Consider the following 14,369-nt stretch of genomic DNA (forward strand, 5'->3'; position numbering starts at 1 on the left):
CAGTGCTATTGACTTCGAATTGATATCAAAACACCACTGGGCGAACACTTTCCCTTCGGCTACGCTTTGTCCTACAAAAGGAATTAACGTCAAGGTGAAGGGATTGCACCAATTTCACTTTATTTCCGGTTTGCCGCGCTCAGGTTCGACGCTGCTTTCTGCCATTCTTTTGCAGAATCCGCGTTTCCATGCCGGAATGACCAGCCCCGTCGGTTCCCTGTTTTCCGGTGTCCTGGACCAGTGCAGCGCGGGCAGCGAGTTCGGCGCGGTGATCGACACCGACATGCGCCGCCGCCTGTTGCGCGGTCTGTTTGATTCCTTCTACGCCGACAAGGCCGACAAACCGGTGGTGTTCGACACCAATCGCCTTTGGAGCGCGCGGCTGCCGGCCATCAACGATCTGTTTCCCAAGGCCAAGGTGATTGCCTGTGTGCGCAACGTCGCCTGGATCATGGACAGCATCGAGCGTCTTTACCGCGCCAATCCCTATGAAAACACCAAGCTCTTCGGCGATGCCATCGAGCGCAACACCGTCTACAGCCGTTGCGAAACCCTGGCCCAACGCAATCGCCTGGTGGGTTTTGCCTGGGCGGCACTCAAGGAAGCCTATTACGGCGAATATGCCGACTCCTTGCTGATCATCGACTATGACCTGCTGACCCAGGCACCGGAGCGGGTGCTGCGGCTGGTCTACGACTTTATCGACGAACCCTGGTTCGAGCACGACTTCGAGCACCTCGCGTACGACGCTCCGGAATTCGACCAGGCCCTCGGGGTGGCCGGCCTGCACAAGGTCAGACCCAAAGTTGCCGTACAGGCCCGGCGCACCATCCTGCCGCCGGACCTGTTCAAGCAATACTCAGACTTGTCCTTTTGGCTCGATGGCTCTGCCAGCGCCGCCAATGTCATTCGTATGAAGTCCGACGCCGCGAACATTTGATCGCGGCGTTTTTCATTGATGCATTACGTTAATTCGTTCGAATTCGGGTGAGCAGCATGTGGCGGACCATTTTTGGCGGGGCAAAGGCAAAGTCACGGGTGGCCGAAGGCCAACGGACGCCAGCAGCACCCATGATCATGTCCCTTGAACCGCGCATGCTGTTCGACGGCGCCGTCGCCGCCACGGTCGCCGATACCGCCGCCCAGGCCGACAGCCATTCCACAGCCGATGCCGCCAAGACGCCGACTGCCGATCAACCGACGGCCAGCAAGGACACCCACGGCCAGGCCGATGCGACACCGGCGGCCAGCCCCGTTGCGGTGCCCGGGCAGAGCGTGATGTTCGTCGACTCCCGGGTGAAAGATGCCGACAGCCTGCTCAAAGGCGTCGCGCCCGGGACCCAGGTCGTGAAACTGGACGCGAGCAAGGATGGACTGCAGCAGATAGCCGACTACCTCGATCAGCATCAGGGCGTCAGCTCGGTGCAGATCATCGCCCACGGCAACGCTGGTGACCTGTGGCTGGGCGACAGCTATCTGTCGGCTGACAACGTCGCCGCCCGCAGCGCGGTGCTGGCGGAAATAGGCAAGGACATGAACGCTGGCGGCGACATCCTGATCTACGGCTGCTACACCGCCGAAGGCGAGCGTGGCCTGAGCTTTGTCGACTCGCTGGCGCAAATGACCGGCCGCGATGTAGCGGCTTCGAGCAACCGTACCGGCGTGGGCGGTGACTGGGATCTGGAAATCGTCACCGGCAACATTGAAAGCGCCAACGTCCTCTCGGCCACGGCCATGAGCGACTATCAGTGGGGCCTGGCCACCTGGACCGCCACCAACAACGCCAACACGGGCGTCGGCTCGTTGCGTGCCGCCCTCGCCTCGGCGCAGAGCGGCGATATCGTCACTTTCAGCACCGGCATGACGGTGCAGTTGACCTCCGAATTGCTGATCAACAAGAACGTCTACGTTGATGGCGACTTGAACAACGACGGTGTGGCGGATGTGACTCTCGATGGTCAGTACAAGACCCGAGTGATTGAAGTGGCGCCTGGCAGCACCGTGACGCTTGATGGCCTGGTGATCACCCGTGGCCTGGTCTCGGGTAATGGCGGCAACGGTGGCTACGGCGCCACGGGCGCGATGGCCGGGGGGATTTTCAACGCAGGGATTCTGACCCTGAAAAACGTTACCGTGACCTCCAACGCCGCATCCGGTGGCGGTGGCGGTGGCGGTGTCACCGGCGCTTTTTACGGCGGTGGCGGTGGTGGTGGCGGCGGCTTGGGCGGCCAGGGCGGCGGGCATGGCGGTTCGGCCGGGCCGGGTACCGGCACGTTGGGCGGCCAGGCGGGCAGCGGCGGTGTCGGTGGTTACGGCGGCGGTTATGACGCCACCCACATGGGCGGTCGCGGCGGTACCACCACTGGCGGTGCTGGCGGGGTGGGCGTTTCCTATTACAGCAACGGCGGTAACGGTGCGACGGCCACCAATGGCACGATTTCCATTGGCGGTGGCGGCGGCGGGGCCGGTTGGGACAAGGTAGGTGGCGCCGGCGGCAACGCGGCGGGCGGGATCTACAACGCCAGCAGCGGCACCATCACCGTCATTGGCACGTCGACCATCAGCAACAACATCGGCGCCGGTGGCGGCGGTGGCGGTGGCGGTGGCCAAGGCAGCAATGCCAGTAATGGCGGCATTGGCGGCCGGGGCGTCGGTGCGATCTGGAACAAAGGCACGCTGCTGATGACTGCCGCCAACTTCGCCGCCCTGGCCGGTAATGCCGCGGCCAGTGGTGCAGGCGGTACCGCGCAGGGTGGAGGTTCAACCGGCACCTCGCCGACCTCTTTCGCGACCATCTACAACGACGGTGGTGTACTCAACACCGCGTATGCACCACCGCCGACCGCGACCATCGTGGTTGCTGACACCACACTGAGCATCGGCGAAACGTCCTTGGTGACGATCACCTTTTCCGAGGCCGTGACCGGTTTCACCAACGCCGACCTGACCATCGCCAACGGTACGCTCACTGCAGTGAGCAGTAGTGACGGCGGCATCACCTGGACAGCAACCTTCACGCCGTCCGCCAGTATTTCCGATACGACCAACGTCATCACCCTGGACAACACCGGAGTGATAAACGGTCTGGGCACCGCCGGCGTCGGCACCACCAACTCCAATAATTACACGGTCGACACCGTACGCCCCACCGCGACCATCGTGGTGGCGGACAATGCGCTGAGAGTCGGCGAAACCTCGCTGGTGACCATCACCTTCAACGAAGCGGTCACCGGCCTCACCAACGCCGACCTGACGATTGCCAACGGTACGCTCACGGCGGTGAGCAGCAGTGATGGCGGCATCACCTGGACGGGGACCTTCACCCCGACCGCCAGCATCACCGATACGACCAATCTCATCACCCTGGACAACACCGGGGTCAGCGACCTGGCGGGCAATGCCGGGAGCGGCACCACCGATTCGAACAACTACGCTATCGATACCGTGCGCCCGACCGCGACCCTTGTGGTGGCCGATACCAGCTTGAGCATTGGTGAAACCTCGCTGGTGACCATCACGTTCAGCGAAGCGGTCAGCGGGTTCACCAATGCCGACCTGACGATTGCCAACGGTACGCTTACAGCGGTGAGCAGCAGCGATGGCGGCGTCACCTGGACCGCGACCTTCACCCCGACGGCCAGTGTCAATGACACGACCAACCTGATCACCCTGAACAATACCGGGGTCAGCGACCTGTCGGGCAACGCCGGCAGCGGCATCACCGATTCGAACAACTATGCGATTGATACGCTCCGTCCAACCGCCACCATCGTTGTGGCGGACACGGCGCTGAAAATCGGCGAAACCTCGCTGGTGACGATCACCTTCAGCGAGGCGGTGACCGGGTTCACCAATGCGGACCTGACCATTGCCAACGGTACACTCACGGCGGTAAGCAGCAGCGACGGCGGCATCACCTGGACGGCGACCTTCACCCCGAGCGCCAGCATCACCGACATGACCAACCTGATCACCCTGGACAACACCGGGGTCAGCGACCTGGCGGGCAACGCCGGCAGCGGCACCACCGATTCCAACAACTATGCGATCGACACCGTGCGCCCGACGGCCACCATCGTGGTCGCGGACACGGCGCTGAGAATCGGCGAAACCTCACTGGTGACCATCACCTTCTCCGAGGCGGTGAGCGGTTTCACCAACGCCGATCTGAACATCGCCAACGGCACACTCACTGCGGTGAGCAGCAGTGACGGCGGCATCACCTGGACCGCAACTTTCACGCCTTCGGCGAGCATCAACGACACCACCAACCTGATCACCCTGAACAACACCGGGGTCAGCGATCTGTCGGGTAACGCCGGCAGCGGCACCACCGACTCCAACAACTACGCCATCGACACCGTGCGCCCGACGGCCACCATCGTGGTCGCGGATACGACGCTGACCGCGGGCGAAACCTCGCTGGTGACCATTACCTTCAGCGAGGCGGTGAGCGGCTTCACCAACGCCGACCTGACGATTGCCAACGGTACGCTCACGGCGGTGAGCAGCAGCGATGGCGGCATCACCTGGACCGCGACCTTCACTCCGACCGCCAGCATCAATGACCCGACCAACCTGATCACCCTGAACAACACCGGGGTCAGCGATCTGGCGGGCAACTCCGGGAGCGGCACCACCAACTCGAACAACTACGTGATCGACACCGCCCCGCCAACCGCGACCATCGTGGTTGCCGACAACGCACTGAAAATCGGCGAAACGTCACTGGTGACCATCACCTTCGATCAGGCCGTAGCCGGTTTCACCAACGCCGACCTGACGATCGCCAACGGTACGCTCACCGCGGTGAGCAGCAGTGACGGCGGCATTACCTGGACGGCGACCTTCACCCCGACTGCCAGCATCACCGACGCGACCAACCTGATCACCCTGGACAACACCGGTGTGCAGGCTGTCGCCAGCGGTAACGTGGGCAGTGGCACCACCGACTCCAACAACTATGCCATCGACACCGTGCGCCCGACGGCCACCATCGTGGTCTCGGACACGGCGCTGAAAATCGGCGAAACCTCGCTGGTGACGATCACCTTCAGCGAGGCGGTGAGCGGCTTCACCAACGCCGACCTGACCATCGCCAACGGTACACTCACGGCGGTGAGCAGCAGCGACGGCGGCATCACCTGGACGGCGACCTTCACGCCTTCTGCGAGCATCTCCGACACGACCAACCTGATCACCCTGGACAACACAGGGATCAGCGACCTGGCGGGCAACGCCGGTAACGGCACCACCGATTCCAATAACTTCGCCATCGACACGGTTCGACCCACCGCGACCATCGTCCTGGCAGACGCTACCCTGAGTGCAGGCGAAACCTCGCTGGTGACCATCACCTTCAGCGAAGCGGTGAGCGGCTTCACCAACGCCGACCTGAGCATCGCCAACGGTACGCTCACTGCAGTGAGCAGCAGTGACGGCGGCATCACCTGGACCGCCACCTTCACCCCGACCGTCGGCGTGAATGACTCAAGCAACCTGATCACCCTGAACAACACCGGGGTCAGCGATTTGGCGGGCAACACCGGCAGCGGCACCACCAACTCCGGCAACTACACCATCGATACGGTGCTGCCGACGGCAACCATCGTGGTAGCCGACAATGCATTGAAAATCGGTGAAACGTCGCTGGTGACCATTACCTTCAGCGAAGCGGTGAGCGGTTTCACCAACGCCGACCTGACCATCGCCAACGGTACACTCACTGCGGTGAGCAGCAGCGACGGCGGCATCACCTGGATTGCGACCTTCACCCCGACCAGCGCCATCACCGACACCAGCAACGTCATCACCCTGGATAACAGTGGTGTGCAAAATGGCTCGGGCAACGCCGGCAGCGGCACCACCGACTCCAACAACTACGCCATCGATACCGTGCGCCCGACCGCCACCGTCGTGGTTGCGGACTCGGCGCTGGCGGTGGGGCAGACATCGGTGGTGACCATCACCTTTTCCGAGGCGGTGACTGGCTTCAGCATTGCCGACCTGACCGTGAGCAACGGTACCCTGAGCAGTCTGAGCACCAGCGATAACATCACCTGGACCGCGACCCTGACACCGGCGGCGAGCATCACCGATGCAACCAACCTGATTACCCTGGACAACACCGGGGTGACCGATGGGGCCGGCAATACTGGCAGCGGCACCACCGACTCCAACAACTACGCCGTCGACAGCCAACGCCCGACGGCCACCATCGTCCTGGCGGACGCTACCCTGAGTGCCGGAGAAACAACGTTGGTGACGATCACCTTCTCCGAGGCGGTGACCGGTTTCGACAACAGTGACTTGAGCATCGCCAACGGCACGCTGAGTGCAGTCAGCAGCAGCGACGGCGGGATTACCTGGACCGCAACCTTCATCCCGACCGTCGGCGTGAAGGATACGAGCAACATCATCACCCTGAACAATACCGGTATCACCGACGTGGCGGGCAACACCGGCAGCGGCACCACCAACTCCGCCAACTACACCATCGATACGGTGCTGCCGACGGCGACCATCGTAGTAGCCGACAATGCGTTGAAAATCGGTGAAACGTCGCTAGTGACCATTACCTTCAGTGAAGCGGTGAGCGGTTTCACCAATGCTGACCTGACCATTGCCAACGGCACTTTGACCTCCGTCAGCAGCAGCGATGGCGGCATCACCTGGACCGCGACCTTCATCCCGACCGCCAGCATTACCGACACGACCAACCTGATCACCCTGGACAACACCGGTGTGCAAAATGCCTCGGGCAACGCCGGCAGCGGCACCACCGATTCCAACAACTATGCCATCGACACCGTGCGCCCGACCGCTACCATCGTGGTCGCGGACACGGCGCTGAACATTGGCGAAACCTCGCTGGTGACGATCACTTTTAGTGAAGCGGTGAGCGGTTTCACCAACGCCGACCTGACCATCGCCAACGGTACACTCACGGCTGTGAGCAGCAGTGACGGCGGCATCACCTGGACGGCGACCTTCACACCTTCGGCGAGCATCAACGACACGACCAACCTGATCACCCTGGACAACACCGGGGTCAGCGATCTGGCGGGCAACACCGGTAGCGGCACCACCGATTCCAATAACTACGCCATCGACACGCTTCGACCCACCGCGACCATTGTCCTGGCAGACGCCACCTTGAGTGCGGGCGAAACGTCGCTGGTGACCATTACCTTCAGCGAAGCGGTGAGCGGCTTCACCAACGCCGACCTGACCATCGTCAACGGTACGCTCACTGCGGTGAGCAGCAGCGACAGCGGCATCACCTGGACTGCGACCTTCACCCCAACCGCCGGCGTGAATGACACGAGCAACATCATCACCCTGAACAATACCGGTGTGACCGATTTGGCCGGCAACACCGGCAGCGGCACCACCAACTCCGGCAACTACACCATTGATACGGTGCTGCCGACGGCGACCATCGTGATCGCCGACAATGCGTTGCAAAGCGGTGAGACGTCGCTGGTGACCATTACCTTCAGTGAAGCGGTAACAGGTTTTGATAACAGTGACCTGACCATTGCCAACGGCACCTTGACCTCCGTCAGCAGCAGCGACGGCGGTGTCACCTGGACCGCGACCCTCACCCCGACCAGCGCCATCACCGACACCAGCAACGTCATCACCCTGGATAACAGCGGTGTGCAAAACGCCTCGGGCAACGCTGGCAGCGGCACAACCGATTCCAACAACTACGCCATCGACACCCAGCGCCCGACCGCCACCATCGTGGTCGCCGACAATGCCCTGAACATCGGCGAAACCTCGCTGGTGACCATCACCTTCAGCGAAGCAGTGAGCGGTTTTGACAACAGTGATCTGCTGATCGATAACGCCACCCTGAGTGCGGTGAGCAGCAGCGATGGCGGCATCACCTGGACGGCCATCCTGACGCCGGCTGCCAGCATCGCCGATCCGACCAACCTGATTACCCTGGACAATACCGGGGTGACCGATGTGGCCGGCAACACCGGTAGCGGCACCACCGATTCGAACAATTACGCGATCGACAACCAACGCCCGACCGCCATCGTTGTCATGGCCGACACCGACCTGCATCCCGGTGAAACGACTCTGGTGACCATCACCTTCAGCGAAGCGGTCAGTGGTCTGGACATTTCTGACCTGAGTGTTGCCAACGGCACGTTGAGCGGGTTGAGCAGCAGCGACGGTGGTGTTACCTGGACCACGACTTTTACCCCGACGGCCGCGATCACCGACACCAGCAACCTGATAACCCTGGACAACAGCGGTGTCACCGACGCGGCAGGCAACGCCGGGAGCAGGGTGACCAACTCGGCGAATTACCTGGTGCAAACCAGCGTGCCGACCGCCAGCATCGTGATCGCCGACACGGCGCTCAAGGCTGGTGAAACGACCCTGGTGACCATCACCTTCAGTGAGGCGGTCAGCGGATTCAGCAATGCCGACCTGACCATCGCCAACGGTACACTGAGCAGCGTCAGCAGCAGTGATGGTGGCATCACGTGGACGGCGACCTTTACGCCAACCTCGAACGTAACCGACACCAACAACCTGATCACCCTCGACAATAGCGGCGTGGCCAATGCGTCGGGCAACACGGGGTCTGGCACCACCGATTCGAGTAATCTTGCCATCGACACCGCGCTGCCGACCGCGACCATCGAGGTTGCTGACACAGCGCTGAGTACCGGCGAAACCTCATTGGTGACCATTACCTTCAGCGAAGCGGTGAGCGGTTTCGACAACAGTGACTTGACCATCGCCAACGGCACCCTGAGCAATGTCAGTTCCAGCGACGGCGGGATCACCTGGACCGCTACCTTCACCCCGACGCTCGACATCACCGACACCAGCAGCACCATCGTGCTGAACACGGCAGGTGTGCAGGATCTGGCCGGCAACGCGGGCAGCGGCACGGTCAACTCCAATACCTACGACATTGACACCCAAATTCCGACCGCCACCATCGTGGTCGCCAATCCGAACCTGGGGGTGGGCCAGACTTCGCAGGTGACCATCACGTTCAACGAAGCGGTCAGCGGTTTTGATTTGTCCGACATCAGTATTGCCAACGGCACCTTGTCCGACCTGAGCAGCAGCGATGGTGGCAAGACCTGGACGGCGACCCTGACACCGGCCGCCAACGTCAATATCGCCAGCAACGTGATCAGCATCAACTATGCCGGTATCAGCGACATGGCCGGCAACAGCGGCAGCGGTGTGAGCCAATCCGACAATTTTGTCATCAACACGGTGCCAACTTCCTCGGTGGTTTTCGTGTCGGCAGACCCGGATTTGCGCAGCAACCCCCCGGTGACGCTGCCCGATGTGCCCAACGTGCCGCTGCAACCGGCCATTTTCACGCCTCCGACGGGCAACCTCGGTTCACCGTTGACCTTCCAGCCGTTGTTCGAACAGCGGGTGATCGGCAATGGCATCCGGCCGTTGGGCGATATTTTCATGAATCACGGCGCATTGACCCCGAGTTTCATCGCACAGGTTTTCAGCGGCAATGACGGCGGTGGCGATGGTTCGGGGCATGGTTTCCTCGGTTTCGGCGGCGGCGACGGCGGTGTGTTCAGCACCAGCACGCTGTCGAGCCTGTTCAATCAGGACAGCGGTGCCGAGCGTGATTCGTTGAATGCCTTTGGCAGCCAGTCGATCAAGTCCGGCGATGTTTCCCAGGGCCTGCGCGGGGTGTTTGGCGCACCGACCCTGGGCCAGCAATTGCAACAGCTCAAAGACAACGAGAAGCAGCAGGTCGATAACCTGGCCGCCGCTTTGAAACTGGCCGGCATCAGCGAAATGCAGGCCTGATGAAAACCTCCACTTGTGATGCGGCACCCAGGGGCGATGCAAGGATGAAGAGAAGTCATAAGTTGTTTGGAGCCAGTCTGCTGGCACTGGCGATCAGCGGATGCGCCGTGACCAGTGAGCCGATCGAACGCAGTGTCAGTGAGCAGCGGGCCAAAAGTGACCTGCAAAGCATGTACAAGGGGCAGGAGCCTCTTGGCGGCCCGTTGACCCTGCACCAGGCCATGGCCCGTGCGGTGAAGTACAACCTCGAAGGCCGGTTGAAAATCATGGAAGAGGCCCTGGCCAAGCGTCAGCTCGACCTCGCCAGTTTCGACATGCTGCCGCGCATGGCGCTGGACGCCGGATACGTGGGCCGCAATAACGTCAACGCCTCCAGCAGCCAGAGTGTGCGCACCGGCACGCAGTCCCTGGAACCTTCGACCTCCCAGGACCGCGACCGTGACGTGGCGGACCTGACCATGGTCTGGAACGTGCTCGATTTCGGTGTCAGTTACATCAGCGCCAAGCAGCAAGGCGACCAGCGCCTGATCGTCCAGGAGCGTCGGCGCAAGGTGATCAACACCATCGTCCAGGACGTGCGCTCGGCGTACTGGCGGGCGATGGCTGCCGAGCGTCTGCTCACGCAGATCGACAGCCTCATGGCGCGGGTCGAAACCGCGCGCAACAACAGCCAGAGCATGAGCCAGCAACGCATTGGCGATCCGGTGCAGGCCCTCGGTTATCAGCGCTCGCTGATCGAAGCGACACGCCAACTGGAAGAGCAGCGTCGTGCGTTGTCGCTGGCGAAGACCGAGCTGGCGACCCTGATCAACCTGCCAATGGGCACGGAACTGACCCTGGCGACCGATAACGGTTATGAAATTCCCGAGCTCAAGGTCGATCTGGCCAGCCTCGAACAGGAAGCCCTGACCAGTCGCCCGGAACTGCGTGAACAGGACTATCAGAGCCGCATCAGCGCCGCCGAGACCCGCAAAGCCATGTTGCGCCTGCTGCCGGGCCTGGAGTTCTCCGCTGGCGGGCATTACGACAGCAACTCGTTCCTGGTGGAACAAGGCTGGGCCGACTACGGCGTCAAAGTCACCTGGAACCTGTTCAACGTGATCTCGGCGCCTGCGGCGATCGACGTGGCCAAGGCCGGTGAAGAAGTCGCCACCGCGCGCCGTCAGGCGATGTCGATTGCGGTGCTGGCGCAGCTGTATGTGGCCAATGCCAACTACCGCGAGGCGTTGCGCCAGTTCAAGACCAATCAGCAATTGTCGGACATCGACGGGCAAATCGTCGGTCAGTTGCGCAACCGTCACCAGGCAGAGGGCATCGGCGAACTGGATCTGATTCAGGGTGAGTTGAACACCTTGCAGGCCGATCTGCGTCGAGACCTGTCCTACGCCGACCTGCGCAACGCCTATGGGCAAATTTTCGCCAGTGCCGGCCTCGACCCGCTGCCGGATCAGGTGCAATCGACGCAAGTACAGTCCATCGCCACGGCCCTGGCGAACCGCGAAGCGGCCTGGGCGGCAGGCGATATTACGGTTCCGGTGACGCATGTCCCCGCGCGCTGACGTGAAGGCGCCGAGCGCCAGCATCAGCCGAGCCCAGCGCGAGCGGCGCAATGGTCATCGCGGCGCGGCGATACTGCTGACCGGCCTGCCGGCGGCGGGCAAGTCGACCCTCGCGCAAGCGCTGCACGCGGAGTTGTTTGCCCGCGGACTGCAGAGCGTGGTGCTCGATGGTGACGGGTTGCGGGTGGGGCTCAATCGAGACCTGGGCTTCAGCGACAGCGATCGTCAGGAAAACATTCGCCGCGCCAGCGAACTGGCGTCGTTGCTCGTGGAAAACGGACAAATCGTGATCCTGGCGATGATCGCGCCCCTGGTGGAATTGCGCGATGTGTTCGCCCGGCGACTCGGTAACGATTACCGGGAGGTCTGGTGCAGCGCGACCCTGGCAGTGTGCGAGCAACGTGATCCGAAAGGTCACTATGCCCGCGCCCGGCGCGGTGAGTTGGCCGGGTTTACCGGGGTGTCTGCGCCATATCAGGCCCCGGTTGACGCGGCGCTGGTGCTCGATACCGGGACACAAACGGTCGAGGTCTGCCTTGATCGACTGTTGACCTGGCTCGGTGAATCCGCAGTACTGCCCAGGCCCTGAACCGGCCAGTGTTCAGGGTTTCGACGACAAGTCCGCCATGCCCTTGAGCAACTCGATCGGCAGCGGAAAGACGATGGTCGAGCTCTTGTCGCCGGCAATCGAACTCAGGGTCTGCATGTAGCGCAACTGCATGGCCCCCGGTTGGCGGCCAAGCATTTCGGCGGCCTGCATGAGTTTTTCCGAGGCCTGCAATTCACCTTCGGCGTGGATCACCTTGGCTCGCCGTTCCCGTTCGGCTTCGGCCTGCTTGGCGATGGCGCGGATCATCGATTCATTGAGGTCCACGTGTTTGATCTCGACGTTGGCGACCTTGATGCCCCAGGCGTCGGTCTGGGCGTCGAGCACTTGCTGGATGTCCAGGTTCAACCGTTCGCGTTCGGCCAACAGTTCGTCCAGTTCGTGTTTACCCAGCACCGCCCGCAGCGTGGTTTGCGCCAGTTGGCTGGTGGCGGCGAGGAAGTCCTCGACCTGGATGATTGCCTTCTGCGGATCGAGCACACGGAAATACAGCACCGCGTTGACCTTGACCGACACGTTGTCGCGGGTGATCACGTCTTGCGGCGGAACGTCCAGCACCACGGTCCGCAAATCGACCCTGACCATTTGCTGGACCACCGGGATCAGCAGGATCAGGCCGGGTCCCTTGACCTGCCAGAAGCGCCCGAGCTGGAACACCACGCCGCGCTCGTATTCGCGCAGGATGCGGAACGTCCCCCCCGCCAGTGCGATGATCAACAATAGCAGCGCGACAAGACCCAATTGCAAACCCATGACTATTCTCCGCCCGGCGCCGCGTCAGCCGCGGCCACTTGCAGCAGCAAACCCTTGCGCCCCACTACCCGCACCCATTGCCCGGGTTGCAGCGGCGTCGCGCTAAGCACTTGCCATCGTTCTCCTTGCAGATGCACCCAGCCGCCATAGGCATTGCCGGCCTGTATGGATGTCACCGCGGTCACGCTACCGACCAGCCCGGCATCACCGCTGACGGTGTGCCGTGGTCGGGTCTTCAGGGCGTGAATCACCAGGTAGACCAGCAACAGCGCGCTGACCAGTCCCAGGCCGATCATCAGCGGCTCGGGCACATCGGTATTGGTCAGGATCACTGCGCCGATCACGAACATCACGATGCCGCCCAGGCCGATCACGCCGTAATTGGGCAGGGCCGCCTCAGCGATCAGGAACGCGAGGCCGAAGGTGATCAGCCAGATCCCGATGGGGTTGGGCACCAGCAACACAACCGTGTCGGCGGCGCAGGCTGATCCGCACAACGCCAACAGCAACGCAACGGCACAACAACGCGTGTTCACGTGACCCTCCGGGAGAGTCTTGGGGTGGCTCTGTAGACAGTTTAGTTGACCCGCCGGTTGTATGAATTTTGCTCAACTGTCGACGACGTCCGATGGGCGGAATTCCCGCCGGAACGCGCCATCGGGCCTAGACTTTCAGTACCGAAAGAAATGTTAACCATCGTCCGTCAGCGGTTGTTGCGGACACCGAGGTGCATCATGCGTATGGCAAGAACCGTGCAGCGAAGCCTGGAAAAGGCTCAATGCGAATATGACATCGTCAGCCACCCACACTCGGCCAGCAGCCTCGAAACGGCACGGGTCGCAGGTATTCCTGCCGAACGGGTGGCAAAATCGGTGATCCTCGACGATCACCATGGGCATTACTTGATGGCCGTACTGCCCGCCAGCCGTCACCTTGACCTGAGCAAAGTCCGCAGCAGCGGTGAGTGGCAGGTTTCCCGCGAAAGCAACCTGGCGCACCTGTTCGACGATTGCGAACGCGGCGCCGTACCGGCGCTGGGCGAGTCCTATGGCTTGGATGTGGTCATCGATCCGCTGCTGACCCGGCAGAAAGACATCTATCTGGAGGCCGGCAACCACGTCAACCTGGTGCGCATGGACGTGCCCGAGTTCCTGAAAATGGTGCCGCATGCCGAGGTGCGGGAGTTGAGTCATTGAGTTTTGTTTCGTCAATGCTGACGTCATCGCGGGCAAGCCCGCTCCCACACGGATCTGTGTCGATCACATAACCTGTAGGAGCGAGCCTGCTCGCGATGACCGCGCAGCGGTCCCTTAATCGGTTCGCAGGAGCTAGACATGGAAAACCCGACCCACAACCTTCCTTCGCTGTTCAAGCAACTCGGCCTGCCGGACGACGCCGAAAGCATCGATAAATTCATCGCCACCCATTCACCGCTCAAACCGGATCTGCACCTTGCGGATGCATTTTTCTGGAGCCCGAGCCAGGCGTGTCTCCTGCGTGACGAGATTCTCGATGACGCGGATTGGGCGGAGGTGGTGGATCAACTGGATGTGATGTTAAGAAAGGGGCGCAGCAGCTAACGAGTGGTGTGCTGGCGCGAGAATTGTTTCAAAACTTGACGAAAAATC

General features: G+C 61.9%; 8 protein-coding genes. 6 read left to right on the forward strand and 2 right to left on the reverse strand.

The genetic code is table 11. The features are described 5' to 3' along the window. Positions 1 to 94 precede the first annotated feature (94 nt). From AC06G5_RS00710 to cysC, 4 genes are all read left to right on the forward strand, one after another. Positions 95 to 940 carry a sulfotransferase family protein gene (locus AC06G5_RS00710; protein WP_413427737.1) on the forward strand — a complete coding sequence of 282 codons (846 nt, stop codon included), beginning with the start codon at positions 95 to 97 and terminating at the stop codon, positions 938 to 940. Between the two features lie 131 nt (positions 941 to 1,071). Further along, positions 1,072 to 9,822, forward strand: a complete 8,751-nt coding sequence (locus AC06G5_RS00715; protein WP_480458826.1) for an Ig-like domain-containing protein — start codon at positions 1,072 to 1,074, stop codon at positions 9,820 to 9,822. A 44-nt stretch (positions 9,823 to 9,866) separates the two neighbouring features. Beyond that, positions 9,867 to 11,381, forward strand: a complete 1,515-nt coding sequence (locus AC06G5_RS00720; RefSeq protein ID WP_413427152.1) for a TolC family protein — start codon at positions 9,867 to 9,869, stop codon at positions 11,379 to 11,381. Further along, positions 11,365 to 11,970: an adenylyl-sulfate kinase gene (gene cysC, locus AC06G5_RS00725; RefSeq protein ID WP_413427154.1), complete on the forward strand. Its 606-nt coding sequence runs from the start codon at positions 11,365 to 11,367 to the stop codon at positions 11,968 to 11,970. Before AC06G5_RS00720 ends, cysC begins: the two co-directional genes overlap by 17 nt. A gap of 12 nt (positions 11,971 to 11,982) precedes the next feature. On the opposite strand, the gene AC06G5_RS00730 is transcribed toward cysC, so the two are convergent. Together AC06G5_RS00730 and AC06G5_RS00735 are read right to left on the reverse strand one after the other, a co-directional pair. Next, complete coding sequence (locus AC06G5_RS00730) at positions 11,983 to 12,741, reverse strand: slipin family protein (RefSeq protein ID WP_413427156.1); 759 nt, start codon at positions 12,739 to 12,741, stop codon at positions 11,983 to 11,985. Between the two features lie 2 nt (positions 12,742 to 12,743). Next, entirely contained in the window at positions 12,744 to 13,277 is a 534-nt protein-coding gene (locus tag AC06G5_RS00735) for an NfeD family protein (protein WP_413427158.1), read from the reverse strand. A gap of 198 nt (positions 13,278 to 13,475) precedes the next feature. Here AC06G5_RS00735 and AC06G5_RS00740 point away from each other — a divergent pair, with 198 nt between their 5' ends. Together AC06G5_RS00740 and AC06G5_RS00745 are read left to right on the forward strand one after the other, a co-directional pair. Further along, entirely contained in the window at positions 13,476 to 13,937 is a 462-nt protein-coding gene (locus AC06G5_RS00740) for an aminoacyl-tRNA deacylase (RefSeq protein ID WP_413427160.1), read from the forward strand. Positions 13,938 to 14,075: 138 nt separating this feature from the next. Then, positions 14,076 to 14,321 (forward strand): DUF2789 domain-containing protein, encoded by a 246-nt coding sequence (locus tag AC06G5_RS00745; RefSeq protein WP_413427162.1) that lies wholly within the window; start codon positions 14,076 to 14,078, stop codon positions 14,319 to 14,321. Positions 14,322 to 14,369: the final 48 nt, after the last annotated feature.

The organism is Pseudomonas sp. WT-JTC, from assembly GCF_056711565.1.